Annotated in this window: 21 protein-coding genes; 5 read left to right on the top strand and 16 right to left on the bottom strand. The window is 62.0% G+C overall.

Annotation, left to right across the window (positions count from 1 at the left end; translation table 11 throughout):
• Positions 1-2: 2 nt before the first annotated feature.
• From ABLE86_RS15185 to ABLE86_RS15170, 4 genes are all read right to left on the bottom strand, one after another.
• Entirely contained in the window at positions 3-1,952 is a 1,950-nt protein-coding gene (locus ABLE86_RS15185; protein ID WP_348779788.1) for an ATP-binding cassette domain-containing protein, read from the bottom strand.
• 88 nt (positions 1,953-2,040) lie between these two features.
• The gene (locus ABLE86_RS15180) at positions 2,041-3,120 is read right to left on the bottom strand and encodes an extracellular solute-binding protein (RefSeq protein WP_348779787.1); all 1,080 of its coding nucleotides are present in this window, start codon (positions 3,118-3,120) and stop codon (positions 2,041-2,043) included.
• 135 nt (positions 3,121-3,255) lie between these two features.
• Positions 3,256-4,734: an aldehyde dehydrogenase family protein gene (locus ABLE86_RS15175; protein WP_348779786.1), complete on the bottom strand. Its 1,479-nt coding sequence runs from the start codon at positions 4,732-4,734 to the stop codon at positions 3,256-3,258.
• Positions 4,734-5,837 carry a mandelate racemase/muconate lactonizing enzyme family protein gene (locus ABLE86_RS15170; RefSeq protein ID WP_348779785.1) on the bottom strand — a complete coding sequence of 368 codons (1,104 nt, stop codon included), beginning with the start codon at positions 5,835-5,837 and terminating at the stop codon, positions 4,734-4,736. Before ABLE86_RS15170 ends, ABLE86_RS15175 begins: the two co-directional genes overlap by 1 nt.
• A 198-nt stretch (positions 5,838-6,035) precedes the next feature.
• Between ABLE86_RS15170 and ABLE86_RS15165 the strand changes: the two genes are divergently transcribed.
• A complete protein-coding gene (locus ABLE86_RS15165) occupies positions 6,036-7,532 on the top strand; it encodes a PLP-dependent aminotransferase family protein (RefSeq protein ID WP_348779784.1) in 1,497 nt (498 codons plus the stop codon).
• A gap of 23 nt (positions 7,533-7,555) precedes the next feature.
• On the opposite strand, the gene ABLE86_RS15160 is transcribed toward ABLE86_RS15165, so the two are convergent.
• Entirely contained in the window at positions 7,556-9,172 is a 1,617-nt protein-coding gene (locus tag ABLE86_RS15160) for a GMC family oxidoreductase N-terminal domain-containing protein (protein ID WP_348779783.1), read from the bottom strand.
• A 506-nt stretch (positions 9,173-9,678) separates the two neighbouring features.
• Here ABLE86_RS15160 and ABLE86_RS15155 point away from each other — a divergent pair.
• Positions 9,679-10,305 (top strand): BA14K family protein, encoded by a 627-nt coding sequence (locus ABLE86_RS15155; protein ID WP_348779782.1) that lies wholly within the window; start codon positions 9,679-9,681, stop codon positions 10,303-10,305.
• Positions 10,306-11,609: 1,304 nt separating this feature from the next.
• Here the strand turns inward: ABLE86_RS15155 and ABLE86_RS15150 are convergent.
• From ABLE86_RS15150 to ABLE86_RS15110, 9 genes are all read right to left on the bottom strand, one after another.
• Positions 11,610-12,092 carry a RidA family protein gene (locus tag ABLE86_RS15150; RefSeq protein ID WP_348779781.1) on the bottom strand — a complete coding sequence of 161 codons (483 nt, stop codon included), beginning with the start codon at positions 12,090-12,092 and terminating at the stop codon, positions 11,610-11,612.
• Between the two features lie 63 nt (positions 12,093-12,155).
• A complete protein-coding gene (locus ABLE86_RS15145) occupies positions 12,156-12,566 on the bottom strand; it encodes a cytochrome c (RefSeq protein WP_348779780.1) in 411 nt (136 codons plus the stop codon).
• A 5-nt stretch (positions 12,567-12,571) separates the two neighbouring features.
• Positions 12,572-14,122 carry a flavin monoamine oxidase family protein gene (locus tag ABLE86_RS15140; protein WP_348779779.1) on the bottom strand — a complete coding sequence of 517 codons (1,551 nt, stop codon included), beginning with the start codon at positions 14,120-14,122 and terminating at the stop codon, positions 12,572-12,574.
• Positions 14,123-14,591: 469 nt separating this feature from the next.
• Positions 14,592-15,590 carry a hypothetical protein gene (locus ABLE86_RS15135; protein ID WP_348779778.1) on the bottom strand — a complete coding sequence of 333 codons (999 nt, stop codon included), beginning with the start codon at positions 15,588-15,590 and terminating at the stop codon, positions 14,592-14,594.
• Between the two features lie 530 nt (positions 15,591-16,120).
• A complete protein-coding gene (gene dps, locus ABLE86_RS15130) occupies positions 16,121-16,618 on the bottom strand; it encodes a DNA starvation/stationary phase protection protein Dps (protein ID WP_348779777.1) in 498 nt (165 codons plus the stop codon).
• A 473-nt stretch (positions 16,619-17,091) separates the two neighbouring features.
• The gene (locus ABLE86_RS15125; protein ID WP_348779776.1) at positions 17,092-18,225 is read right to left on the bottom strand and encodes a putative 2-aminoethylphosphonate ABC transporter ATP-binding protein; all 1,134 of its coding nucleotides are present in this window, start codon (positions 18,223-18,225) and stop codon (positions 17,092-17,094) included.
• Entirely contained in the window at positions 18,209-19,036 is an 828-nt protein-coding gene (locus tag ABLE86_RS15120) for an inositol monophosphatase family protein (RefSeq protein ID WP_348779775.1), read from the bottom strand. The genes ABLE86_RS15125 and ABLE86_RS15120 overlap by 17 nt, the downstream gene beginning before the upstream one ends.
• A 54-nt stretch (positions 19,037-19,090) precedes the next feature.
• The gene (locus ABLE86_RS15115; RefSeq protein ID WP_348779774.1) at positions 19,091-20,806 is read right to left on the bottom strand and encodes a putative 2-aminoethylphosphonate ABC transporter permease subunit; all 1,716 of its coding nucleotides are present in this window, start codon (positions 20,804-20,806) and stop codon (positions 19,091-19,093) included.
• Positions 20,807-20,889: 83 nt separating this feature from the next.
• A complete protein-coding gene (locus tag ABLE86_RS15110) occupies positions 20,890-21,936 on the bottom strand; it encodes a putative 2-aminoethylphosphonate ABC transporter substrate-binding protein (RefSeq protein ID WP_348779773.1) in 1,047 nt (348 codons plus the stop codon).
• A gap of 131 nt (positions 21,937-22,067) precedes the next feature.
• Here ABLE86_RS15110 and ABLE86_RS15105 point away from each other — a divergent pair, with 131 nt between their 5' ends.
• Entirely contained in the window at positions 22,068-23,009 is a 942-nt protein-coding gene (locus tag ABLE86_RS15105; protein ID WP_348779772.1) for a LysR substrate-binding domain-containing protein, read from the top strand.
• A 230-nt stretch (positions 23,010-23,239) separates the two neighbouring features.
• Here the strand turns inward: ABLE86_RS15105 and ABLE86_RS15100 are convergent, their stop codons facing one another.
• On the bottom strand, positions 23,240-23,539 hold the full coding sequence (locus ABLE86_RS15100) for an XRE family transcriptional regulator (protein WP_348779771.1): 300 nt from the start codon (positions 23,537-23,539) through the stop codon (positions 23,240-23,242).
• A 525-nt stretch (positions 23,540-24,064) separates the two neighbouring features.
• Here ABLE86_RS15100 and ABLE86_RS15095 point away from each other — a divergent pair.
• Together ABLE86_RS15095 and ABLE86_RS15090 are read left to right on the top strand one after the other, a co-directional pair.
• Entirely contained in the window at positions 24,065-25,024 is a 960-nt protein-coding gene (locus tag ABLE86_RS15095) for a hypothetical protein (RefSeq protein WP_348779770.1), read from the top strand.
• A gap of 612 nt (positions 25,025-25,636) precedes the next feature.
• A complete protein-coding gene (locus ABLE86_RS15090; protein ID WP_348779926.1) occupies positions 25,637-26,119 on the top strand; it encodes a TRAP transporter large permease subunit in 483 nt (160 codons plus the stop codon).
• A gap of 255 nt (positions 26,120-26,374) precedes the next feature.
• Here ABLE86_RS15090 and ABLE86_RS15085 read toward each other — a convergent pair whose 3' ends face one another.
• Entirely contained in the window at positions 26,375-26,737 is a 363-nt protein-coding gene (locus ABLE86_RS15085) for a MarR family transcriptional regulator (protein WP_348779769.1), read from the bottom strand.
• Between the last annotated feature and the right edge of the window lie 29 nt (positions 26,738-26,766).

The raw sequence follows: 26,766 nt of genomic DNA, 5'->3' as shown, positions 1-26,766 counted from the left end.
CGTTAGTCTTTCGCGACAGTGGAGGCCAGGCTCTGGCCGGTCAGACGCAGGCCAAGCCAGACGACGAAGGAAGTGAACGCCAGCAGCAGCACGCCGAAGGTCGCGCCCGATTCCCAGTTGTAGCGGGTCACGAACTGCTCGTAGATCTGTTCGGTGAACCACATGCTGTTCTTGCCGCCCAGCAGGATGGGCGTGAGGTAGCTGCCGGCCGTCAGCATGAAGACGATGATGCAGCCAGCCACGATGCCCGGCATCGCATAAGGCACGACGATGCGGCGGAACACGGTGAAGCGGCTGCCGCCCAGATTGTAGCCGGCCTCGAGCATGGAATTGTCCATGCCGTCCAGCGTCGACACCAGCGGCACGATCATGAACAGGACGACCGTATAGACCAGACCGACGACGACCGTGATGTCGTTGTAGAGCAGTTCCACCGGGCCGCCGATGAGACCGATATCCTGCAGGAAGCTGGAGATCAGCCCGGTCTCGCGCAGCAGCACGATCCAGCCGAACGCGCGCACCAGGTCGCTGACCCAGAGCGGGATGAGGCACATGAGAAACAGCGCCGCACGCGAACGCTGCTTGGCGATCTTGGCGATGTAGTAGGCCACCGGAAAGCCGACGAACAGCGCCAGGATCGTCACCAGGATCGACATCCAGGCGGTGCGCAGCAGCGTGTTCCAGTAGACGGGCTCGCCCAGGAAGTCGGCGTAGTTGGCGAAGCTGAAAGTGTACTGGCCCGGCCCCAGCTTCTCGCGCAGCGAGAGGTAGCCGATGCCGATCTGCGGCAGGATGATCAGCAGCGCCATCCACAGCGCGAACGGCATGAACAAAAGAATAAGGGACAGTTTGCCGGCGTCGGAGCGAGGCATGGTCTTATCCCGCCACGCTGAAGCACAGGCAGTGGTCGCGCGCCACGAAATGTCGGCCTTGTCGCCCGGCCTGATCGGCGAGGAGCCGTCCATGACCGCGTGACCCACTTCGATGAGGCTGCCGCCCGCGGTGCGCACCAGCACGCGGCTGTTGGCGCCGTTGAACAGCAGGCTGTCGACGGTGCCGGACAGGCGATTGCCTTCCCTGCCCTCGCCGATTGAAATGGTCTCGGGGCGGACAAACACCTCGACCTTCGAGCCGGCTGCCACCTTGCCGTCGCCGGCCATGGCGATGACCCCGCCACCGGCATCAAGCTCGACCCGCGCCTCGCCGTCGGAGACGGCCGTCACGCGGCCCTGCCAGCGATTGCTGTCGCCGACGAAGCCGGCGACGAAGCCGGACCTCGGGTTGTTATAGAGTTCCTGCGGCGAGCCGATCTGTTCGAAGCGGCCCGCATTCATGACCGCGACATTGTCGGACATGACCAGCGCTTCCGACTGGTCGTGCGTGATGTAGAGGAAGGTGGTGTTGAACTGGTTCTGAAGGAGCTTCAGCTCGATCTTCATGCGCTCGCGCAGCTTCAGATCGAGCGCGCCGAGCGGCTCGTCGAGCAACAGCACGTCAGGCTCCAGCACCATGCAGCGGGCGATCGCGATGCGCTGCCTCTGCCCGCCCGACAGTTGCGAAACCTGTTTTTCGGCCACACCCGGCAGCCCGATGCGCTCCAGAACGGCCGCCACCTTGCGGCCGATATCGGCCTTGTTCTCGCCGCGGCAACGCAGGCCATAGGCGATGTTTTCGCCGACATTCATCATCGGGAACAGCGCGAGGTGCTGGAACACCATCTTGACGCTGCGCTTGTTGGGCGGCGTGGACAAAACCGATGCGCCCTTGATGCGGATATCGCCGCTGGTGGGCGTCTCGAACCCGGCGATCATGCGCATCAGGGTCGTCTTGCCGCAACCGGAAGGACCAAGGATAGAAAAGAACGAACCGCGCGGGACGTCGAAGGAAACGTCGTTGACCGCAATATGCTGGCCAAACCGCTTGGTCAGGCTCTCGCATTGAAGATCGTGCATGGGGTGCTCGCCAATTGCCGGCTAAAAATTCCACAGCCCGCAGGGAGAATATCATTCTCGCCTGCGGGCCATATCGATGTCAGGTCGCTTAGTTGGAGGTAGCGGCCTTGATGCGCTCCAGCGCCTTGCCCTCGATATCCTCAAGCCCTGCCGGGATGTTGGCGAAGAACTTCAGGTTGGCAAGCGCCGCATCGTCGAAGGCAACCTTCACGGCTTCCTTCTTGTCCTCGGGCAGAAGATCGACGCCACCCTTGACGGCCGAGATCGCGCCAGTCGAATCCGACATCAGCTTGACGATGTCGGGACGCATGACGAAGTTGATCCACTTGTAGGCGGCATCATCGGCCTTGCCCTTGCGCGGGATGACGAAGGTGTCGATCCAGGCGAGAGCGCCGGTCTTGGGCGGAACGTAGACCAGGTTGCTGTTCTGGCCGTAGAGCTTGAAGGCGGTCGAGTCCCAGGCCTCGGAAGCAACGACCTCGCCCGAGAGCAGCAGCGTCGACAGATCGTCGCCGCCGTTCCAGTAGGTCTTCACGTTGCTCTTGCAGGCGATCATCTTGTCGGTCACTTCGTCCAGCATCTGCTGGTAGGCCTCGCGGTCGGAGTAGAGCGCGAACGGGTCCTTGCCGAGCGAGAAGGCCATGCCGAGCAGGACCGTGCGCTTCAGGCGCATCGAGGTGCGGCCCTTGTATGCCGGATCGCACAGATCGTCCCAGCCCTTGATGTTCGGCGCCTTGCTGACGTCGACGACCAGGCCGGAGGTGCCCCACTGATGCGGGACGGCGTAGACGTTGCCGTCGATCGTGGTGTTGGCCTTGACCGCTTCGAGCAGGTTTTCCTGCATGTCGGCGGTGTTGACCTTCGACAGGTCGAGCGGCTTGTAGATGTCGTATTCCTGCTGCGCCGCGAAGATGCGGTCATGGCTGGGCTGGGCCAGGTCGAAACCGGCGCCGCCGGTGGCCCGCAGCTTGGCGATGATTTCCTCGTTGTTGGAAAGCGTCACCTCGACATTGACGTCCGGATATTCCTTCTCGAACAACTGGATGACGTTGTCCGGCGCATAGCCGCCCCAGGTCAGGATGCGAAGCGTTTCGGCGCTTGCGCCGTTCGAAACAGCCATGAGCGCGGTGGCGCCGACCAGCGCCGTAACCAGTTTTTTCAAAATCATTACTCTCTCCCGCCTTGATTTTGAGGCCGAGCGAAACGCCGGCCTGTCTCCCAGCGGCCACTATGCGAAAGGCCGCCGGGGGTTATAAGGTCCACTTTCAATCAAAGATGATGCCGCTTGGGGCTGCGCGTGACCTCAGATGCGAATCGAGACCGCCTTGGTCTTGCAGTAGCTGGTGACGGCTACTAGGCCCTTTTCCCTGCCGATGCCAGAGCGGCGGTTGCCACCGAAAGGCGTCTCTATGCCGCCGGCAAAATACTCGTTCACATAGACCTGGCCGGCGTCGACATCGCGGGCGATGCGAAGCGCCCTGGTCAGGTCTTTCGTAAAGAGCCCGGCCGCAAGGGCGTAGTCGGTGCAATTGGCGGCTTCGACCGCCTCCTCCGCACTGTCCACGACCTGCACGGCCAGGACCGGCCCGAAGATTTCTTCCTGGACCACCGGGTCGTCCCACTTCACGTCGTCCAGCACTGTCGGCTCGAAGAACCAGCCCTTGCCGGTGGCCGGGTCCACGGCGACGTTGCCGCCCGTGGCGATGCTGATGCCCCGGGCCTTGGCCCCTTCAACATAGGAGGCCACCTTGGCCAGATGCTCGGCCGAATTGATGGCGCCGAAATTGACCCCTTCCGTCAACCCGTGGCCGATGCGCAGGGCGCGAGCCCGCGCGACGAGCTTTTCGATGAACTCGGCATGGATCGAGCGTTCGATGACGAGCCGCGAGCCGGCCGAGCAGATCTGCCCGGCATTCTCGAAGATCGCCCCGACGACATTGTCGAGCGCCAACTCGATGTCGGCGTCGGCAAGCACGATGTTCGGCGACTTGCCGCCGAGTTCGAGCGTGACGGAGGCGACGTTCTGCGCCGCCGCCTTCATGACGTTGATGCCGGTGACGGTCGAGCCGGTGAAGGTGACGTGGCGGACATCCGGATGCGATACCAGCGGCGCGCCGGCGGAAATGCCGGTTCCGGTCACCACGTTGCAGACGCCGCGCGGCAGCCCGGCCTGGACCAGGATCTCGGCCAGCAGCAGCGCCGTCATCGGCGTCTGCTCGGCGGGCTTCACCACGGCGGTGCAGCCAGCAGCCAAGGCCGGCGCGATCGAGCGGCACGCCGTCGACAGCGGATAGTTCCACGGCACGATATGGGCGGTGACGCCGATGGGCTCCTCGATCGAATAGGAGGTGTAGTCCGGCCCCAGCGGAAAGGCCTTGCCCTCATGCTTGTCGGCCGCGCCTGCGTAATATTCGAACGCGCGCGCCGAGCCGCGCACGTCGCCGCGCGCTTCGCCAAGCGTCTTGCCGCTGTCCAGCACCTCGGCTATGGCGAGCCGCTCGGCGTTCTGGCGGATGAGTTCCGCCGCCCGCATCAGAATGCGCCCCCGCTCGGCCGGCGTCGTCTTGCGCCATTCGTCGCGCTGCGCGCGCTTGGCCGAGGCGACCGCCTCGGCGACGTCCTCGGCGGTGCCCGCCGCGAAGCGGGCATGCGGCTCGGCGCGGCCGGGATCGAAGGTTTCCATCAGGTTCCCGGACTGCGGCTTGCGCCACTCGCCATCGATGAAATGCGCCGACGGCAGCGAATCGGAAAAGGCAGCAGCACTCGTGGACACGTCGACCATCACTCAACCTCGCTGATCTGGTAGCTGGACTTGGCAAGCCATTCGGGATCGATCTCCACGCCCCAGCCCGGCTCGTCCGAAACGGTGACCATGCCGTCTTCGACCGTGTAGGGCGACTTGACGAAAAGGCCCTCCTGCCACGGGTAGTAATCCGGCCCCTCGATCGAGAATTCCAGATATTTGCCGGCGCCCTCGATGGCGCGCAGCAGATGCATGGTGAACAGCGTCACCAGGCCGAGATTGGCGCTATGCGGCGTGACCGGCAGGCCAGCGGCGCGCGCCATGTTGCACACGCGCAGGGTACGGCTGATGCCGCCGAGATAGAGAATGTCGGGCTGAACGATGTCGACGGCGCGCATCTCGATCATGTGGCGCCAGGTCGGGATTTCGCAATCCTGCTCGCCGCCGGTGACCGCGATGTCGAGCGCGTCGGTCACCTGCTTGGTCTGCTCCAGCTCCCAGTAGAGGCACGGCTCCTCGAAATGCTCGATGCCGTTGTCCTTCAGCAGCTTGCCGACTTCGATGGCGCGCCTGGGCGAGAAGCCGCTGTTGGCGTCGACCAGAAGCGAGACCTCGTCGCCCAGCGCCTTGCGGATGGTGGGCACGATTTCTTCGGTGCGGCCCTCCCATTCGTCCACGTCGTGGCCGTATTCGGCGGCGATGCGGAACTTGAAGGCGTCGAAGCCGAACTGGTCGCGCAGGCACCTGAAGCGCTCGGCTTCTTCAGCCGGCGTAATATCGCGCTTCATCGAGGAGGCATAGGTGCGCAGCTTGCCTGGCGTGCCGCCGAGCAGGCTGACGACCGGCAGTCCGGCCACCTTGCCGCGCAGGTCCCAGATCGCGGTATCGAGGCCGCCGAGCGCGCGCTTCATGTAGGAGCCGGGGAACTTGTGCTCGCGCTCGATCACCCTGTCGGTCAGCGCATCGATATCGTCGAACTCGACGCCGAGCACGTAAGGCGCAACCTGGCGATGCAGCACGGCCGAGGTGATGTCGGAATTGTAGGTCGAGACCTGCCCGATGCCCTGGGCGCCATCTTCGGCCGTGATGCGGACGAAGCCGACAAACTGGTTTGCAAAGGTCTCTATGCGTTTGATCTTCAAGTCCGGAGGTCCTCGGAAAGCGAGCCAATGATAGGCGCTTGGACTAGGAGATCCGGCCATGCGCGGTAAGGTCCACTTTCGAAAAATCGGAAAGCCGGTTATCTCCTGCCTCGGTGAAATTTGCGGCTGCTGCCTGGGCCCGAAGCTCCAGGCTGGAACATCAGCGCCTTTCGGGCTCTTAAGGGAGACATTCTCGGAATGGTAAAGAGGTCCTCAGGTGAATTGCTGTTTTCGATCGCCGTCGACCGCTCCCTGGACAAGTCCATCACCACCCAGGTCTACGGGGCAATACGCCAGCTGATCACCTCCGGCGACCTGCCGGCAGGCAGGCGCCTGCCCTCCAGCCGGACGCTGGCGAAGGAACTGGATATTTCGCGCACGACGGCGATGGCCGTGTTCGAGCGCCTGACCTCGGAAGGGCTGATCGTTTCGCGCACCGGCTCGGGCTCTTATGTCTCGGACGTGGCGGAAACCACCAGGCCGAGCGAGGCGCTGGTGGTGCAGCAGCCCGCCGCGCCTGTCTCCACCAAGCTCGCCGACATCATCGCCGACGCCTCGCCGCGCTTCTTCCAGCGACTGGCGCATCCGCGCACGCCGCGCGCCTTCGTGACCGGCCTGCCAGACTACGACGCCTTCCCGGTCGCCGTCTGGGCGCGCCTGACCGCCAAGCACTGGCGCGAGCCGCGCGACCAGATCATGGGCTATTCAGACGCCAACGGCCACCCGCGCCTCCGCTCGGTGATTGCCGAGCACCTGCGCTCCAACCGTGGCGTGTCCTGCGACCCGGAGCAGATATTCGTCGTCAACGGGGCGCAGCAGGCCTTCGACCTGATCGGCCGCGTGCTGCTCAACCCCGGCGACCCGGTATGGTTCGAAAATCCCGGCGCCATCGGCGCCCGCAACTGCCTCATTGCCTGCGGTGCGCGCATGGTGCCGGTGCCGGTGGACGCGGAAGGCATTTCGGTCGAGGCCGGGCTGCGCCTGGCCCCGGATTTCCGGCTTGCCTTCGTCACCCCTTCGCACCAGCACCCGACCGGGGTGGAAATGAGCCTGGCGCGGCGCGCCGAGCTGCTGGCCGCCGCCAACCAGAACGACGCCTGGATCCTTGAAGACGATTATGACGGGGAGTTCCGCTACGACGGCCGGCCGCTGCCGACGCTGAAAAGCGGCGATACCGGCGAACGCGTCATCTATGTCGGAACCTTTTCCAAGACGATGTTTCCCGCGCTGCGCCTTGGCTTCTACATCGCGCCGAAGCCGCTGGTGCCGATCTTCCAGCGCATTTCCGGCGCGTTTCTGCAGGGCGTGCCGTCGAGCATCCAGGCGGTTCTGGCCGCCTTTATAGAGGAAGGCCATTTCGCTACGCATCTGCGCCGCATGCGCGAGATCTATGCCGAACGCCACGCGGCATTCCACGAGGCGGCCGAACGGCATCTGGGCGGGCTGCTGAATGTCACCCGCTCCGTCGCCGGGTTCCACGTGGTCGGCACATTCGCCTCGCCTGCCATGGACGAGGACCGGATCTCCGCCGACGCCGATGCCGCCGGCCTTTTCGTCTCGCCCATTGGCCGGTTCTGCATCGACCGCACGCAGGTCGAGCCCGGCCTGGTGCTGGGCGTGAGCGCCATAGACGAACGCGCCATCGGCAAGGGGGTCGAGACGCTGGCCCGCGTGCTGGAAAAGCACCGCGGCTAAGCCGAGTCGGAGAAGCGACCTAGCTAGCGATTGTCCTCCAGAATCATCGCCGCGCCCTTTTCCGCCACCATCATTGTCGGCGCATTGGTGTTGCCCGACGTGACATTGGGGAAGACCGAGGTGTCGACCACGCGCAGGCCCTGAATGCCATGCACGCGCAGGCGGGCGTCGACCACGTTCGTTCCGTCGTCAGGCCCCATGCGGCAGGTGCAGGATGCGTGGAACACGCTGCCCGAACGGGCGCGGATGTCGGCGATCAGATCCTCTTCGCTCTGGGTCTCCTTGCCGGGGCTCATCTCGTTGATGATGAGGGCGCGCATCGCCGGCTGCTCGGCAATGCGGCGGATGAGGCGCACGCCGGCCAGCATGTCTTCCATGTCGCCCGGCGTCGACAGGTAGTTCGGCTCAATGACCGGAGCCGCCCTGACGTCCGGCGATCCGATATTGATTGACCCGCGGCTGGTCGGGCGGCACGGCTGGATGCCGATGAAGAAGCCGGGGAACGGGTCCGGCATGGTCAGGCGTCGCACACCGGGCGTGGGCTTGCTGTAGCTGACCGGCGAAAAATAGAGCTGCATGTCGACCCGGTCGAGGTCGGGGCTCGATTTGACGAAGCCGCCAGCCTGGTTGACGCTGAGCGAAAGCGGGCCGTCGCGGAACAGCACATAGCGCGCCCCGAGCAATATCCGGCCCCACCAGGGCCGCAGCAGCGAATTGAGCGTCGGCCTGCGCGAACGATAGAGATAGTCGATGCCGAGATGGTCCTGCAGGTTCTGGCCGACCGCGGCCATGTCCTTCACCACCGTCTTGCCAACCTTCTGCAGCAGCGCGCCGGGGCCGACGCCCGAATGCTGGAGCAAGGTGGGCGAATGCACCGCGCCGGCAGACAGGATCACCTCCCGGCGGGCACGCGCGGTGCGCTTTTGGCCACCGACTTCATATTCGATGCCGACCGCGCGCAAGCCTTCGAAAAGGACGCGGGTGGCGAAAGCACCGGTGACGACCGTCAGGTTGGGGCGCTTGGCCGCAGGATGCAGGAACGCCGTGGCCGACGAGGCGCGAAAACCCTTTCGGGCGCTGATCTGATAGACCGAGATGCCTTCCTGGTACTCGCCGTTGTAGTCGGGCGTCCGGCTGAAGCCGGCCTGCTCGGCGGCCTGCAGCCAGTCCTTGCACAGCGGGTGGACCGAGGGCGCCATGTCGGTGACGTGGAGTTCGCCAGAACCGCCGCGCCATTCGTCGCCGCCGCGCTCGAATGTCTCCATCGACTTGAAATGGGGGAGGACGTCATCCCAGCCCCAGCCCGGATTGCCGGCCTTTTCCCAGTCGTCGAAATCGTTGCGCTGGCCGCGCACATAAACCATGGCGTTGATGGAAGACGAACCACCCAGCACCTTGCCGCGCGGCCAGTAGCTGGTGCGCCCGGCCAGCGCTTCCTGCGGCCCGGTCTCGAATCGCCAGTTCACCTTCGGATTGTAGAAGCTGTGGCCATAGCCGATGGGCATGCGAATCATGAAGCGGCGGTCGCTTCCGCCAGCCTCCAGCAGCAGCACGCGAAACTTGCCCGACTTCGTCAGGCGATTGGCGAGCAGACAGCCGGCCGATCCGGCCCCGACAATGATGAAATCGAAATCAGCCAAAGGTCTGCCCCTCCTTGCCACGAGCCCGTGCTTCTACACCGGCGCGGCAGCCTGAAAAGGAGCCATTGCGACAAGACCTTAAAGCCACTGCAAATGAGCAGGCGAACCGCGTTCGGCCGGAGTGCCCGAGAGGCAACATGCAGAGCCCGCACAAGCGCCTCTTGGAAAATGAACCGCCGTCTCGCCGCCGGCCGCGCCGGACCGTCCTTCGCTCGGGCAAACGATACCTAGATAGCGGCTGGGTTTGCCTCTGGCAGCCCGGCAGGGATCAGCCTTTCCCACCTTGCGGCAAGGGCCCGGCTGCGCAGATCCGGCCCGGTCCAATGTGCGGTTCGTATCCTCAGCGGCCCGCACCTTATGCCCTCTCGGGAAACTCGGACCAGTTTATGAGAGGCCAGATACTGCGCCATACTCGGATCAATCAATACCGTGTCCGGATTTGCCCGTGGAACTGCATGGGGGTTTTCCGCATTTCTACATCTATATGGCGACCGAGGAGTGCGAAAATGAAACCTGCGATTGCTATCCTGAGCGGCTTTATGGCCACGCTCCTGGCATTCGCCGGAGGCATCGCAATCGCCATTGTTTTCTTGACCGCCAAACCCGTTCCCGTTCAATTGCCGGACTCGCGTATGGCTTCGACGTGGACGCAAGAGGCCGTGAAGGTGAACAAGGCAGCCCAGGACTATGAGCGACTGCCGGCTCGCTTGCCGACCGGAGGCGATGCGGACAACAATGCCACCTCGGCTCGATCGATCGATACATTGACGACCGCAGCCACACCGACACGCGCCGAGCCCGAGGAACAGGCGGCTGCCCCGGGCAACGCCGCTCACCTGGAATGGTGCGCGAGCCGATATCGCTCCTATAATCCGGACGACAACAGCTATAGAACCTATAGCGGCGTACAACGCGAATGCGTGTCGCCGTACTCCGACCTGGCAGCGGCTGAAGGGTCGAGCAACAGTGATCCGGCTGATTACTCGATCTTGGTTTCCGAGGCCGGCTATGCTGACGACGCTGCGGCCGATACGGAGCACGTCCAATCTTGCTTCGCCCGTTATCGTTCCTATCGGCCGGAGGACAACTCGTATCAGCCCTACAGCGGCGGACCTCGCCGTCAGTGCGAGTAAATCGCTACGTCGAAAGCGTCGCCGCCTATTTCCGCTGGGTCTGATCGAGCGCGCCGGCTGCATTGCACATATCTGCGATAACAAGCTTGTAGCCGTAGTGGCTCCCTACGAAGCCCAAGCGCTCATAGAACTAACGCTCGGACAAGTGTCGGTTTGGCCTGCTGCCGGTTTCATGGACACCGAGATAAGGTGGTCCTCCGAAACCGGCAGCAGGCCAATGCTCCTTCTACGGATCTAATAGCCGCTTATGAGCAGCGCGTGAGGGGGCAGCATGAGAAGACGGCGCTCGTCGAGAAACTGGCCGACTGCGGACGCAAGCTGCCAGATTTCGACGCAACTTTTCGAACCGCAGTCGATTTTCTGGCAAGCCGTTGTAAACTATGAGAAAGTGGGCGACCAGAGGACCGACAAGCAGTTCTCAAGCTCGTCTTCGCAGACCACGTCGCATACGACCCCGTAGACGGTTCTCGAACCGCCGAAACCACCTTGCTGTTCAAGGTGTTAGACGAAATTTCCGCCGGGAAATTCGAACTGCCAGGATGCCCTGTTTCTGGTCCTCTCTCTGGCCCAGAACGAACTTCAAACCGGATTAAGTCAAAGGGCAACGTCAGCTGGAGTGGTGAGATTGGCGCGGACCTGAGCTCGGACCTGCCGCCTGTTGACGCGAGCTTATCCAGGTTTTCCGTGCGAGGGCGCTCGGAACCTGGACGCCGAAGTTGTCGCTAAGAGAGCGGGCGAGATGACGGCCCGCAATCAGGCTCAGCCCTCCCGTTCGGGTCCGATATGGGAATGGCCGGAGCATGCCGTCAACTGCCGGCGAGCAACTTCCTCAGTATGCCTGCTACGCCTTGCGAGGCATTTTAATGCGGGCAACGGCAGGTCCATGATCCTCATTAAAAGAAAGAAATTTGACTCCTTCCTTTTCCAAAGCTCGCCGTATCTTCTGCAGAGTGGCCGCGTTGACCGTCGAATCGGCCTTCTCGACTCTGGCAATCATCGCGCGGCTAACCTTAGCGATCGCGGCGAGTTGGTCTTGGCGAAGCCCCGATACATGGCGACACGTCGGCCACCTTGCATCCTCAATCGAACCGGCTGAACGCAGCAACTACGTCGAAAACGCCGGATACGTTTTCGGTCAAAACCTGAAAGGCTCTAATGGGGCGCCGATCGCAGTTCCTGCGCAGTTGCAACTGCACATTTTCGCCGCGCTGGTCATTAACCGCCCTCGGTACCGCCTTCAGCCGCAACAGGGCAACCTCCCCCAGGGTTTGCCGGGCCCGAATAGATCCGGCCGCCAGACCGCATCAATCGCGAACGGCGACCACTTCGATTTCTACCAGCCAGTTCGGATTGGCCAGGCCGGCGACCTGGAAGACCGAACGGGTCGGCATGTTGGGCTGCTTCTCGGTCCCGAAAAACTGCGTATAGCCTTCCATGAACCCAGAGAAGTCCATTCTGCCGCTTGCGTCGGCCACCAGATAGACCTGCATCTTGACGACGTCGCCGATGCTCAGGTCGATATCTTCCAGATTGGCCGAGATGCGCTCGAGCACGGAGATGGTCTGGTCGCGGGTATTGCCAAAGGCCTCGGCGGAGCCCTGCGGAGCTTCCTTGTTGGTGACAACGGGCACAACACCGCTGAGATATACCAGTGTCGCTTCAGGCGGGATCTCGACCGCGCGCAGGATCGGAAAATTCGATCCCGGTGTGGTGTGGCGGATCACATCGGCCTGAGCGGAGGTGGCCAGGGCAAGGGCAAGTCCCGTTACCAAAGCGAGTTTCTTCATCGTTCGTCCTACTCCTTGAAATGAAAAGCCCGGCGCGTCGGGTGACGCGCCGGGCCGGACCGGTTACCGGGATCCGGCAACCATTTCAGCGGTCGCCGGAGCTTCCTTGTAGTCGTTGCCGAAATGCATGCGAATGTAATTTACGACTTCAGCGACCTGCTCGTCGTCCAAAACCCCCCCCAGAGCCGGCATGGCGCCACGGCCATGTACGATCATGTAGATCGGGTAGTCGGCAGACTCGAGCATTTCGTTGCTGGCGAGGGCAGGATAGTCGCCAGCCCCCTTCGCACCCTTGCCCTCGGGCATGTGGCAGCTGATGCACACGGCATTATAGATGCCTTCGCCCGTCTTCTGGGTCAGCGCCGTGGAACTGGCGAACCAGGCCTGGCTGTCATCGGTCGGCTTGGCCTCCTGGGCAAAGGCGATACCCGTGGCCAGGCTCAACGTGGCGGCGAGAGTGATGAGAACACGCATGTTTCTTATTCTCCTGCTGCGCTGGTAGCTGTTTCATGCAGACGGGTGATGGCGTCCAGAGAGGACAGCACCGCCCCTTCCATCCAGGCCGGCAGGTAGGACAGGTGCTCGCCCGCACAGACGATGCGGCGATCCATCGCCACGGCGTCCTGATATTGGGCTTCCTTGTCCTGCCAAGCGCCGTAACAGCCCAGCGTCCACGGCACGCGGTGCCAGGCGACAGCCACACCAGCCTTGAACTCATCCTTCATCTGCGGATGGATCTGGCTGCCGTATTCGATCGTGCGGCTGATCCGCTCCTCCGGCGACATCGACGAGAACTGATAGGCGGTCGCGCCCCAGGAGTAGCAACCCAGCAGCACGCCCGGCTTGTCGGACAAATAGTCGTTGGACGGATAGGAAATCTGCGAGATCGGCAGGTCCGTATAGGTCGTGCCGCCGTAGATGTGTTCGTCCTCTTCCCAGAAGCGACGCTTGAACTCGACGCCGACCTTGATCGACGCGTTGTAGGACATCGTCGAGATGACGTTGGCCAAGGGCGTTGAGAAGTCGTGTTCGATGCGACTGAGGATCGAGAACGGGATGGTGCACACGCAGTAATCGGCCGTGGTCGTGACCTCGGCACCCCCATTGGCCATGTCCTCGTAGACCACGGTGACGCCGGCGTCGCTCTGGCTGATTTTGGTGACGCGCTTTTCGTACTTCACCAGATCGCCCAGATTGACTGCCATGGCGCGTGCGATCATGTCCATGCCGCCCTTGGGCTGGAAGATCGGCATCGAGCCGTTCAGCGCCTCGCTGGTGGCAAGGCGGCTCCACAGGCCCGAGCTGAGCAGGGTGGACAGGTCCATGATCTCGTTGGGGACAGGGGCCCCATTGACGCCGCCGCCCGGGGCTCGCTCATAGCCGCGCCGACCGCTGGCCGCGTTGCCCGAGACATATTCGTTGTCGGCGTTCAGCGCGCCGAAGGTGCGCAGGCCTGCCAGCAGGTTCTGCTTGTCCTCTTCGGACAGCACCTCGTCCAGCGCACCCTGGTTGGTGACCTTGGACAGCAGATCCGAGATGTGGCCGCGGAAGTCGGAGTTGATCTCGCGATAGCGCACCGGCTTGCCATCGAAGGCCTTGGTCGAATGCACATAGCTGAAATTGTTGATCTGGATGAGGACTTCCAGCTCTACGCCCAGGCGACGGCAATAATCGATGATGCCGTAGTGGTTGTACGGCACACGCCATGGGCCGGGGTTGAAATAGTTGCCTTCGGCAAAATCAACCTTCTGCACGGCCCCGCCGAGCTCTTCATAGGTGTCGCCTGCGCGCAGGGTCCAGCAGCGGCCGCCGGCCACTCCCCGGAATTCCAGGACCTCGACTTCGTAACCCGAGTCGCGCAGTTCCATGGCGGCAACCATGCCGGCGATACCTGCGCCCAGAACCAGCACCTTGGTGCCGGCCGGCGCCTGTCCCAGCTTTATGGGACCTGCATAGGGAGATGCTTCCGCCAACCCCATCATGCCCATCGCTTGATACATAAGCGCTGCGCCGCCAACCGCACCGACCATGCGGAGGAATTCCCTCCTGGTCGGTTTTTTGTTCTCGTCGACGTCCACTGCTGTCTCCGTAAATCGTTTGTGAAGTTAGCCTTATCCCTCGAAAGGATGATTTGTTCTAGGGCTGTCGAGGATTTCAGCGCTGAGCCTGTGGAAATCCGAAAACATTGCCGCAGGCACGTCCAGTCCAAGGAAGCTTTTCTGGTTCTGCTACCGGCCTGCGCTAGCCCAGTTCTTGCCGGCTATTCTGGATCGATTAGTTTTTTCCCCGGACAGGGCGCTGCAACTCCGCTGCAGCGCGGCCCTGTGCCGATAAACTTCAATCCGCATTGATCTAAAGGGGCACCGTAATCCGCAACAGCGTCACACCGGATATCGCAAAAGAGCGGCCAGAGGTGCATCGCGCGGCATGTCTGCTTTTCGAACGCCTATGACCTGCCCGCCGGACACGATGACCCGGCCAGCAATCTCATTGACCAAATCATAGCTGGTTGGGCCATCTTCGGCGAAAACGATGGCCCCCCCGGTCGTCAATGTCGCCCAGGACGACCGCGTCGATATCGATAAGGACACATTCCACCGCACCCATCGTTGCCGCTCGCGCCGCCTGGGCAATGTCGGTGGTGGCCCGACCCTCGCTCTCCCGATCAGCAAAGAGATCCCGCCAAGCCGCTACCTGGCGGCGGTAGATTCCGTCCAGAACAGTTCGCGCCCGCTCACCGAGTTCGGCATCTGTCAGGCCTTCCGGGCTGCCTGCAATCGTCTCTTCGGCCAACCGGCTGCAGCTGTTCACAGAACGATAGATGGAAGCCATCGGCTCGGCGGCGGCGAGTATCAGCGGAGCATTGCTCCCGGTGACGATGGTGCGCAACGCATTGTCCACCCGTCGCGCAAACTGGCGCAGCAGCACCTTCTGACCCTCCGCACCATGGATGCGCCCGCTGGGCCAATAGCTGATCTCGCCAATGCCCTGAACAGCGCGGCCCGCGCCTTCGGGCATTCCTTCGATGCTGATCCTCTCAACCGGCAGATCTGACGAAACTTCAATCACCCTCACCGACTTCTGGGCCAGCGCCAACACATAACACGTGTTCGGAAAACTGATGCTACGCAGCAGCGGTTTGACATGAAACCGATCCGAAACCTGCACGAGCGTCTCAAGTGCATTGGGCACCCGAAACGTCCGCATCTTCTGCGGCGTGGCGAAAATGGCGAGGCTGCGAGCCTGGAACCGCCAAAATTCATCATCATCGATCAGATCGTCAAATTGCTCGGAGACGCTGGCGATTTGAGCACCGTCTGCGCCTGCAGCGACAAGCTGCTGCGTCGCCGCCTTGGCCAGATTCTTCAGCGTGATGCGATCTGCCTGCGCCTCCTGGGTAACCGGGGTGGTTGGCAAATAGACCGAGACGCAGGCGTCGCCGCGATGCGAGTACAAAGAGTTTATGTCTTCAGGGGTCGGGATATCCACGTAGAGCACTGTATTATACCTCACGAGAATGGTGGTGGGGGCGGCACGCCGCCGCCGCACATAATTTGTTCTTATTGGCGCTAGACGATTCAGCTATCGATTAGCCGAGCCAGCCCGCCCATGTGATCTGAATCGGGCCTGCTCAGGTACGACACGAACGCAGCCAAATCCTTGGGCGGCCGGGCAAGCCCAAGGGCGATACGTTCCACATACTTCGTGTAAGCTACGCCCACTTCCGCGCCGGTGATCTCAGCGCTCCGTTAGTTCGCCAACTCTTCCATCTCCACCCGCAGAGCCCGAAGGCGGGCCGTCTTGCGGTCTCGTGCCTGGCGCTCGGAAAGCATAATCTCACGAGCAACTCTGTCCGAACGTTCTTGTCGACTCTCTTTCCTTATTTCCGACGAAAGCTTCAAACTAGCGTCCTTTGCTATGATATCTATCGTTGATGTTTCAGTGGGATTGGCAGTTGGAGCGCCAAAGAGCCGAGAACCTCGCCCTTTAAGTTCCGCTCAACTTCAGGCGAACTATGCCGGCCCCAGTTACACCTGCTCCTCTGCGTCTTGGGTATGCGCCTCGAGAAACCAAAGCGACTTGTCGAGCGATTGCGAATAGGCGGTGAAGATGTCCGCCGTTACCATGTCGTCAGCCTCTTCCGCCTCGTCTATGGCCTGCCGCGCATTTTTGGCTGCGACAGCATAGCAGTCGATGAGCGCCGCCAGATGATCCTTCGTCTTGTAGATGTCGGTCGGATATGGCTTCAGCGAGGTCCGTTCGGCTATCGCTTGGCTGGTGCCGAGGGCTGTGCCGCCGAGTTGAACCGCACGCTCGGCTATGGTGTCGACATGGACGTCGAGATTGGCCCGAAAACCATCGAGCATTTGGTGAATGGCGATGAATTGTGGGCCCTTCACGTTCCAATGGGCCTGCTTGGCGATGAGGGAAAGATCGATTGCGTCTGCCAGCCTGGCATTTAGAAGATCAATCGATATTTTCTTTGCATTTGAATTGAGATCGTTGCGTGTTTCGTAGTCCTTCAATGGTCACCTCTCATTATAAATCAGAACAATTATTCCGATATATTACTTACCTAATCATATGTAGTGACTGACGCTCACATTTCAACACCGATAGACACTCGCAATGATCCATAAATATCCAAGCAGACCACCATTATTAAATGCAGCCTTCGACCTGCAGCGGGACCAAGCCGTCTTTTGAAACATTGAAGCACCATGCGCGGCTGGGCGAAGCAGGCGAGCGGCTGAAAAGCTCGGGTGTGTCGCAACGTGCGAGTATGCCGCCTACCAATGCCCGAAGCGCTCGAGTCGAGTGAGCGAACTCGACGCTTGATGCGCCGATGAACCTGCTCAATCTCGATTGTTCAGATATCGGCTCTGCCGAGGGTCCGCAGGCGGCTCTCGCGACCACAGGCGCTGATCGCCTCGCGATTAGTGGACTGCCGTCACTGTCGAGCCGGCAGGAGCCAGGGAGCTATGCCAGCTTTCGCAAATCAGGGCCTTCGGGGGAAGACATGCAGCTTTGTCGCGGGAAAATCGATGGTGATCATCGATCCTTCGACCAGCCCGATGATCTGCCAGGCGCTGCGGGTTATTTCAACGTCCAATGTCTGCCTGATCTGGGAACAGCGCAGCGAGAGCCGATAGAAGTTGCCGCGAAACGAGACGGTATCGACCAACGCTTCGAGTCCGCCGGACAAGCCGGCAGATGGCGTCGCAACGGTAATGTCTGCCGGCCGTATGCAGAGGCTGACCTCGCTGCCGGGAGCAAGATTTTCCATGCCCGGCAAAGCGAAGGTTATCGGTCCGGCCGAAACGCTGTTGCCGGAGGCTGCAATCGCGGGGATAAAATTCATGTCGCCGAGAAAACCGGCCACGAATGGCGAATTGGGCCGCGAAAAAACCTCCTCCGGGGTCCCCACCTGCTCGATCACGCCATGGTTCATCACCACGATGCGGTCGGCCATCGCAAGCGCCTCGTCCTGATCGTGCGTGACCATGATGGTGGTGACGCCCAGGCTGCGCTGCAATTGCCGGAGCTGATCGCGCAGATGCAGCCGCACCTGCGCGTCCAGAGCGCTCAGCGGCTCATCGAGCAGGAGCAGGCCCGGCGACGGCGCCAGCGCGCGGGCCAGCGCCACGCGCTGCTGCTGGCCGCCGGAGAGCTGGGCGGGATACTTCGCGGCCTGGCTCTCCAGCCCGACAAGCTCCAGAAGCTCGAAGATGCGCGCCTTCCGCTGCTGCTTCGACAGGCCGGCGTGGTGCAGGCCGTAGCCGATGTTGCGTTCGACCGTCAGGTTCGGGAACAGCGCATAGGACTGGAAGACGATGCCGAAGTCGCGCCGGCCGACGGGCAATCGCGAAATATCGCGGCCGTTCTGATGGATCGTTCCCCGGTCCTGCGGGTCGAGGCCGGCAATGGCGCGCAACAAAGTGGTCTTGCCGCACCCGGAGGGGCCGAGGAAGCAGACGAACTCCCCCTGCCCTATGTCGAGATCGATGCCGTCGAGCGCCACGAACCTGCCGAAGGATTTCGACAGGCCGTTGACCCGCAGCGCTGGCGGTTGCGCGCCGGCGGCATTGCCGTTCGGCCGGGGAGTTGCGATGGGTTCAGGCACGTTCAGCATGGGCCCAGCCTTTCGTTTCAGCGCGACCGAGAAGCTCCAGCGTCTCGGGCAGAAGTCCTGCATCCCCGACCGCGATGAAACGGTCGCCGGAATGCAGCGTCAGGGGCGCGCCGTTCCAGTCCCTCATGAGGCCGCCCGCGCCTTCGATGACGGGAACGGCGGCGAGATAGTCGACGATGCCGTAGCGGGCCGCGATCATCATGTCGGCATGGCCGCTGGCGACCAGGCCGTAGGCTTGCGTGCCGGCATCGTAGATCGTGAACCTGGCCGCGTCCGCCACATTGGCAAAGGGCCGCGCGGCATCGCCGTCGAGATATTCGGGCGAGGTGGCAAGCAGGATGGCGCCGGCGGTTGCGGGGCATTTGCGCGTGCTGGCGGCCTTGCCGTTGAGCAGCGTCGCATGGCCCTTCGCGCCCACCCAGCGTTCCTGCGTGATCGGAATGTCCACCACCCCGAGCACGGGAACGGTGTCGACCGTCAGCGCAATGAGGGTCCCGAACACCGGACGCCCGGCGATGAAGGAGCGCGTGCCGTCGATGGGGTCGATCACCCAGACATGGTCGGCCGAGGCGGCGCTGGCGGGGTGCTCCTCGCCGATCACGCCATGCGTTGGATAACGGTCGGCGATCATGCCGCGGATCAGGGTCTCGACCTCCAGATCGGTGGCCGTTACCGGGGTGTTGTCGGGCTTCATCTCGACCTCGGCATTCCGGCGGAACCGGCTGCGGATCAGGGCGCGGCTCGCATCGGCGAGCTCCTGGGCGAAGCGGATGAATTCCGTTGGCGTGGCGGTGGCTGACGAAACCGTCATGGACTGGTCCTTGGGTTGGGGCGGCCGCCGGGCGCGGCCGGTTGTCTTGTTTTTCTAGCTTTCCGTGCCGCGCCAGGCCTGCGTGCGGCGCAGCAGGCCGCGCATGAGCAGCCACTGCAGGCTGACCACCGTCGCCGATGTCGCCACGATCAGCACGCTCATCGCGGCGGCGGGCCCGAGCATGGCGTTGTCGTTGAGCAGCACCACGCTAACGGTCGCAACCTTGGTGTTGGCCGAATAGAGGAACACCAGCGCCGAGATCGTCGTCATGGAGTTCATGAACAGGTAGCTGGCGATGCGCAGGATCGTGGGCAGGCACACCGGCGCGACCACCTGGCCGAAGGTGGCAAAGCGCGACACCTTGAGCGACGCGCCTACGGCTTCGAGCCCGGGATCGAGCTGCTTGAGCGCGGTCAACGCGGTCAGATGCGGCACGGTGTAGAGATGGACGACGGTGCTCAGCACGAGGATCGCCATCGTGCCGTAGATCGCGCCGAACGGATTGGAGGGGCTGTTGAAGAAGAAGATGTAGGACAGGCCAAGAACCATGCCGGGCATGGCCAGCGGGATCATGCAGCAGAAATTGATCGCGCCGCGCAGCCAGGCCGCACCCGGCACGCGCTCCAGCAGATAGGCGCCGAAGAAGATCACGGCCGTTCCGAACACCGCCACCCCGCCCGATAGACGCAGGCTGTTGCGGTAGGCACCCCAGCCGCTCGGCTCGTATTCGGCGAAATTGTAGCTGGCCAGGGACAGGCCCAGATTGTACGGCCACAGCTTGAACAGGGAGCCCAGCACTGCCATGACCAGCACGCCCAGGATGGCCAGCGCAACCACCGAGCAGAAGGCGAAGCAGGCGAAATCGCGGATCCGGCTTTTTGCAGGCACATAGACCACCGCCCGCCCGTCAATGCCGTTGCTGCGGCCGCGCTGAAGCAGATGGCCGGCGAGGAAGGCGATGGCCGCGGGGATGAACAGCAGGATGCCGACCACAGCCCCCATCTGGAAATCGAAGCCGCCGATCACCTTCTGGTAGAGGTCTGTGGCGAGCACCGGATAGGACCCGCCGACTACCACCGGCACGCCGAAATCCGTGAACACCTTGGTGAAGGTGGCGAAGAACGCCGCCCCCAGGCCGAACCGCATGGCGGGCAATGTCACGGTGAAGAAGATGCGCAGCCGTCCAGCCCGCAGCGCGGTCGCCGCCTCGTAGAGCCTGCGATCGATGGTCAGCAGCGACGTCAGCACGATCAACAGCGCAATGGGGAAGGTGAAGAACACCTCGCCGAGGACGATGCCGATCGGCCCATAGAGGCTGTGGCCCAGCAGCGCGCCGCGAAAAAAACCCTGATTGCCGAAAAGATAGATCAGCGCGATGCCAGGCAGCAGTGAAGGTGTCAGCAACGGCACCAGCGCCACCGCGCGGAAAAACCCCCGCCCCGGCATCCGCGAATGGGTCAGTGCAAAGGCGTAGATGCCGGCGATCGCCAGCGTAAGCAGCGTTGAGAGAACCGAGATGCGCAGGCTGTTCCAGAAGACGACCGAAACGCTCGGCTCCCGGAAATAGCTGACGAAATTCTGCAGGCCGACGAAGTTGCCGCTGGTGTCCTGCAGCCCTTTCGACAGCAAGGTATAGACCGGCAGCAGCAGGCCGACGGCGAGAAACAGACCGAGCCCGACCAGGCAGAGGCGAAGAAGAACATCCTCGCCGCTGAAGCCGATGCGGGTTTTCTGCCCGGATGCGGGCATGGCCGGGGCCTGGTTGACCATCTGCCTCTCGCCTTTCGGTGCGTTGGAGGGTATCGGCCCGTCAGCGACGGGCCGATTGCATCACGCGCGGTTGCGGTTGCGGATTATTTCGGCTCGTCCTTGGCACCGTAGCGCTTCTGCCATTCGGCCAGGATGCGATCCCGGTTGGCGGCCACCCAGTAGAAATCCATGTCCACCAGGGCTGCCTCTTCGCCCTCCGGATAGTTCGGAACCGACGTGGAGACGCCCTTGCGCCCGACCAGCGCGTAATACTTGTTGTGGATCTCGTTGCCTTCCTGGCTGGTGGCGAAATCGGCGAGCTTCCTGGCCGCGTCGGGATTGCGCGCGCCGGCGACGATGGCCACGCCTTCCACCTCGGAGCCGACGCCCTCCTCGGGGATCACGATGCTGAGCGGCGCGCCGTCATTGATCGCCTTCACGCCCGGAGCCGGATAGGCGATGCCGATCACCGCCTCGCCGGTGGCGGCCATGCGGCACGGCTTGCTGCCGGAGTGGACATATTGCGCGATGTTCCGGTGCAGCGCGTCCATGTAGTTCCAGGCTTCGTCCTCGCCCAGGATCTTCATCCAGCCCACGATCGCAAGCAGGCCGGTCGCGGAGGAATTGGGATTGGGCATGGTGATCATGCCCTTGTATTCGGGCTTGGTCAGGTCCTTCCAGCTCTTCGGCTCCTCCACGCCGTGATTGGCGCCTTCGACCTTGTTGAAGCACAACGCCGAAGCCCAGGCGTCGGTGCCTACCCAATGCGGCGTGTCGCTCCTGCGGTCATAGAAACGATCCTTGATCTGGTCGAGGCCGGCCGGCGCATAGGGCATCAGCATGCCCTTCTCTTCCAGCATGACCAGTCCCGGCACCGAGGCGCCGAGAATGATGTCGGCGCGCGGGTTCTCCTTTTCGGCCAGCAGGCGCGCGATCACGGGGCCGTTGGAGTCCAGCAACTGGTTGATCGTGATGTCCGGCTCCTGCTTCTGGAAGGCGGCGATCAGTTCCGCGAAATGCTCCTTGGCCAGGGCGCTATAGACGGTCAGTTCTTCGGCTTGCGCAAAGTTCGCGCCGCAGCCGACAGAGCCAGACACCACCAGCGCCGCGCACAACAGCCGCATGCGGGCCAGAATCTTGAACTGTATCATTGGTCGCTTCTCCCCTTCTTCTTGAACCCTCTGCCGCGAGTATTGGAACGCAAATCCATAAAGTCAAAGAGCAAGATTTACGCATCTCATGCATAAATGCTATGGATTACGAGGGATCGGGGGAGCTCAGGATGCCCAAAACGCCAAAGCCGGCCACAATCAGCCTGCGCCAGATCGAAGCCTTCAAGGCAATCGTGGAGACCGCCTCGGTCACAGCCGCCGCTTCAAGCATGCATGTCTCGCAGCCGAGCGTCAGCCGCCTGCTGCGCAGCCTGGAGGAGAGCATCGGCTTCGCGCTGTTCGAGCGCCGCAAGGGGCGCCTGGTGGCGACCCCCGAAGCCATGCTGCTCTACGACGAAATCCAGAAGTACTTTCGCAATCTGCAAAAACTGGCGCATACGGCAGCCGACATCCGCGCCCTCGCCCACGGTCAGCTGCGGCTCGGCTCCTTCATCGCGCTTTCGATCGCCATCACGCCTGCGGTGATCAAGCAATTCAATCGGGCGCACCCGCAGATACATATTTCGTGCACGACGGCACAGTCGCGCCAGATCGTCGATCTCATCGCCTCACGCTTCGCAGATCTTGGTATCGTCGATCCCATTGCGGTGACCGATGCCGTCCGGATCGAGCGGAGGTGGCAGTTCCGATGCGTCTGCGCCATACCCGCCGGACATCCGCTGGCGGGAAGCGACGGCATCTCGGTCTCGCAACTGGCCGGCGAGAACGTGATCGGGCTGGAGAGGGAGTTCCTGTCGAGATATGCGCCCGGCGCGAGATTGTACGAGGCGCTGGCTTCCCAACTGCGAATCCAGGTGCATCAGTCCATCGCGGCCTGCGCATTGGTGGCCGAAGGCATCGGGGTGGCAATCGTCGATCCCTTCACCGCCATGCACTGCGCGCCGAGAGGCATCGCGGTGCGGCCGCTGGAGGTCGCCATCCCCTTCGAGATGTGCATCGTCTCCTCTCCCGAAGCGCCGCTTTCGGGGGCCGCGCGGGAGTTCCTCAACTTATTCGATGAGGAAATGGACAAAGCCTGCCGGGCTGCGGACTATATCGTGCCCTGCCCGTAGAGGCGCGCTCCATCTTTCAAGATGGCAACGCCACGCTTTCGCTGCCGGCGGGATCAACAAGATCAGCCGTTCGTCTCGCGCGATGCTCACCGAACAACAATGACGATCCACTCGCACTCTTGGACGGCCGCTTCAGAATTCGAAACCATTCCTTCGATCCGGCACGCCGTCAAAGCCGCCGGCGCATTCCACTGCATACTCCGCGTGTGGAGAAACCGATGCGAACGAAGTCAGGGTACCCTGTTGCTCGCAACGATGCCGCCTTCGCCTTCCAGGCGAGCGATCCGCTTGGCTTCCGATTCCGTGAATCTTAAGCGGACACCAATGCCGCCACCATTTTCCTCGAGGAACACGGCGCCGAGCGTCTCGAGTGCAGACTTGAGGGCGCTGATCTCGTCCGGCTCTGGTTCTTGAAGTTTGCGCTCGAATTTCTCGATGACGGCTTCATGCACACCAGAACGGCTGGCCAACTTCGCCCGGGTGATTTCGACGAGTGCGCGTCCTGCACGACATTGCGAACCTGTGATCACAAGGTCCTCCTTTTTTGCCAATAGAGACCAAGCGGCTAGAATTGTTGAGAATCAACTTGTAATCAATAGATAGACCGCCGCCGGAGATGCTCGAAGGCCCTGTTCCAAGACGGAAACAGACAGAACAGGAAAATGGACTCGCGACCGGCAGATCGCGTCTTGAATGTGATGGGACAATAGGGCAGCTTGTCCTTGTTCCCGCAGCGCAAATGCGCGAACCGGCCTTTCGCAGCATGGATTTCTCCTGAGGATCGCTTCCAAGTCGAGCAAGATCTGGCCCGTGGTCGATGGCGTCGTCCGCAGCGGGTAATTGTGCCCCCGCCTGTTTGCTCGAGCGGCCGCTCCGGGGTTCCGCCATAAACGGCTCATGCCCGGCATAGGGTGCAAAGCGGTCTCTATAACGCTAGCCTGATGTAAGTCGCGCTTTAGACAAGCCGCCCTTTCGACGAAGCTGGCCAACAACAAGCCAGAACCGGCGGGAATACGCTTGCGAGCGGGTAAGGCGCTGCGGGCCGGATGGGATAGGTGCTCGTCTGCCATTTCGTTGGCCAGGAAGAGAAGCCGGGAAAAAGACTGTCCTGTTCACCGAAAACGATACTCCATGGGAGCCGGAACTGCCTGCTCAGCGACAGGCAGAACAGTTTCGGGCGCGCCTGCCGGGCCAACGTCATGTGGGGGTTGAGTGTCGCCGCATACGCAAAGGCCGGCGGCGTGCCGTGGAAGCTTGCCGGTCTTAATCCTGATGAGGCCTTCATCGGCATCAGCTATGCCATGAAGTCCGATGGTGCCGGCAACTACACGACGTGCTGCAGCCAAGTCTTCGATCCCGATGGCACCGGCTTCCGGTTCGTGGCGTATGATGCGCGAGAGTTTACGCAGGATCGCCGGAAGAACCCTTATCTTTCCTACCTCGAAATGCAGGCTGTGCTCTCACGCAGCCTGGAAATCTACCAAAGCGCGCATTTTGGGAAGTCGCCCTCGCGCATCACCATCCACAAGAACACCGAGTTCAAGGAAGACGAGATCCTTGGCGCCATCAATACTTTCCGGGAAGGGACGGATGTTGAGCTCATTCAGATCTTCCGAAACGTCCCTTGGCAGGGCATTCGCTTCAACGCGCAGGATCGGCCAGACGGCTACCCGGTGACCCGCGGCACGTACATTCCGGTCAGCCCCAGTGAGGCGCTCTTATGGACGCAAGGCAGCGTCGGGGGCGTCCACATGCAGGGAGCAAGTCGCGACGTCTACAAGGAGGTAGCGCTCAAGCCGACGCCTTCGCCGGTGCTGGTCCGCCGCTTCACGGGCCAAGGCGGTTGGCACGACACCTGCTCAGGTATTCTTGGGCTCACAAAGATGGATTGGAACAACAACACTCTCTACAAGAAGCTACCTGTGACGCTCGGCTACTCAAAGGCCTTCGCCGATATCATCCAGCAGAATCCCAACATGGTGGATGAATTCTACGACTTTCGGAATTTCATGTAGGGTCAAGCAAAGGTTCCGGGCATAACGCGATGTACTTGCAACGTAGGCAGCAGCGATGCTCTTCGCGCTAATCTCGTCCCGTTCGCCCCGCACCACACGACCAGCGCGAGGCGGAACAAAGCGTAAGACCGGGTTTGGCGCAGAGGCGTCAGCGTGATGTGGCAACGCTCATGTCCGCTTTAGGTACGTCGTCATCATGTCGGCAACGGCCGAAATCGGGCGCGAAGATGCCGTTTACATTGCAAGCTAGACATAGGCCGCCGAGGCAATTCCTCCTGTCTATCAATTCTCGACCTGAACGATCAGCTTTCTGTCAAACGCCCTGTTCTCGTCGCCGTAACCTCTCGGGTTGGCGACAATGCGGTGTTATAGACAACATGGTCGCAACTGTCATCGACGTGGCCGTGCACCCAGAGCGCCGGCGTTCAAGCCGCAACAATGCTGGACAGGTCCGAGGCAAAGGCGGCATTCGTCAGGTCGCCGTTGAAACGTTCCGGAAGCGACAGGGGATGTGGCAGATGATGGGTGACCACGACGGTGGGTAGGATTCGAGCTCAGTTCCGTCTCCAGCAACGCCCTCAAGTCCTGGTGCAGCCTGTAGGTTAGGTATAAATAGCTTCTCACTTTTGTGACGCCGACCAGTCAACGACAACCTTTCTGACTTTTTGCGCTACGTTTTCTCTATATTGTGAGGGCGCTCCCCTGGCCGTCGCGGCCATGCTGGGCAAGTCGCTCTATCCCACGATGCTGAAGCGCAGCTATGATGACAAGCTGTCCATCGGCGCCATTCTGGCCGGGGCCTCGCTTGCTCCCATCATCCCGCCCAGCCTACTTGCCGTCGTCATCGCCACGCTTGCAGACGTGTCCATCGGCGAGATGCTGATTGCGGGCGTCATGCCCGGGCTGCTCGCGGCCGTGCTGTTCCTAGCCTACATCTTCCTTCGCGTGATGTTCAATCCGGCGCTGGCTCCGGAGGTCGACCGCAACGAGGTCGCGGGCATGGGGCTGGGACGTTCGCTGGTTCTGCTGGCGCCATTCTCCATCATCGTGTTTGCCATCACGGGCCCGCACGTCTACAGCGCGATGCGCGCATGAAGAAGGGACTGCACACGCAAACAGATTGGGGATGATCGTTTCTTTCCGACTGATGGACATAGCCCCGACCTTAAAAGCGGCACCTCTCAAGGTCGTTCTGTTTCGCCGTATGGCTTCTCCATCACACGGTTCTACGCAAAACGAATCAATCTGCCACTGTGTCGGGGCGTCAGTATGTTTGCGCATTCAAACACAAGAAATACTGTGCGTTTTTGCCGCGTTTAGGAAGCGGTCTTGCCGCAGCCTGCGAAGCCGTCAGAGGCGTCGGGCGCCGTATACGCCCCGTAGCTTCTCGAAGATCTCCGGGGCGATCTCGTATTGCCGGGCCTTGCCGCGACCGATCGACGTTCGCCCCCAGCTTTCCTTCAAAAGGCCTCGCACGACCAGCGGATCAATCGCTTCCTGCGCGGCTTTCCTCGTCATTCCCGCCACTTCCGTGACATTGGTGATCGTCAAGGCCATGTCCGCTTTCTGCAGGCTATAGAGCAAATTGATCATGCCGAGCTGCCGTAGCCTCGAATTGGGCGTCTCGTCGGGCAAGGGTTTGGACATGATCTCGTGCGTCGCCAGGGTCGCGAAACCCGTGTTGTGCCAGCGATGCTTTAACGGGCCTGGCATCAGTCTATCTATGCGTTATCGTGCAGTAT

It is taken from the genome of Mesorhizobium sp. KR2-14 (genome assembly GCF_040049255.1).
Lineage (GTDB): Bacteria > Pseudomonadota > Alphaproteobacteria > Rhizobiales > Rhizobiaceae > Pseudaminobacter.
This window is presented reverse-complemented; position numbering and strand designations above follow the sequence as displayed.

What these genes read in the sequence shown, in the direction of transcription:
- ABLE86_RS15185 (WP_348779788.1), bottom strand. Translation starts at nt 1,952, where the DNA reads ATGCACGATCTTCAATGCGAGAGCCTGACCAAGCGGTTTGGCCAGCAT.
- ABLE86_RS15180 (WP_348779787.1), bottom strand. Translation starts at nt 3,120, where the DNA reads ATGATTTTGAAAAAACTGGTTACGGCGCTGGTCGGCGCCACCGCGCTC.
- ABLE86_RS15175 (WP_348779786.1), bottom strand. Translation starts at nt 4,734, where the DNA reads ATGGTCGACGTGTCCACGAGTGCTGCTGCCTTTTCCGATTCGCTGCCG.
- ABLE86_RS15165 (WP_348779784.1), top strand. Translation starts at nt 6,036, where the DNA reads ATGGTAAAGAGGTCCTCAGGTGAATTGCTGTTTTCGATCGCCGTCGAC.
- ABLE86_RS15155 (WP_348779782.1), top strand. Translation starts at nt 9,679, where the DNA reads ATGAAACCTGCGATTGCTATCCTGAGCGGCTTTATGGCCACGCTCCTG.
- ABLE86_RS15150 (WP_348779781.1), bottom strand. Translation starts at nt 12,092, where the DNA reads ATGAAGAAACTCGCTTTGGTAACGGGACTTGCCCTTGCCCTGGCCACC.
- ABLE86_RS15145 (WP_348779780.1), bottom strand. Translation starts at nt 12,566, where the DNA reads ATGCGTGTTCTCATCACTCTCGCCGCCACGTTGAGCCTGGCCACGGGT.
- ABLE86_RS15140 (WP_348779779.1), bottom strand. Translation starts at nt 14,122, where the DNA reads ATGGTCGGTGCGGTTGGCGGCGCAGCGCTTATGTATCAAGCGATGGGC.
- ABLE86_RS15125 (WP_348779776.1), bottom strand. Translation starts at nt 18,225, where the DNA reads ATGCTGAACGTGCCTGAACCCATCGCAACTCCCCGGCCGAACGGCAAT.
- ABLE86_RS15120 (WP_348779775.1), bottom strand. Translation starts at nt 19,036, where the DNA reads ATGACGGTTTCGTCAGCCACCGCCACGCCAACGGAATTCATCCGCTTC.
- ABLE86_RS15115 (WP_348779774.1), bottom strand. Translation starts at nt 20,806, where the DNA reads ATGGTCAACCAGGCCCCGGCCATGCCCGCATCCGGGCAGAAAACCCGC.
- ABLE86_RS15110 (WP_348779773.1), bottom strand. Translation starts at nt 21,936, where the DNA reads ATGATACAGTTCAAGATTCTGGCCCGCATGCGGCTGTTGTGCGCGGCG.
- ABLE86_RS15105 (WP_348779772.1), top strand. Translation starts at nt 22,068, where the DNA reads ATGCCCAAAACGCCAAAGCCGGCCACAATCAGCCTGCGCCAGATCGAA.
- ABLE86_RS15085 (WP_348779769.1), bottom strand. Translation starts at nt 26,737, where the DNA reads ATGCCAGGCCCGTTAAAGCATCGCTGGCACAACACGGGTTTCGCGACC.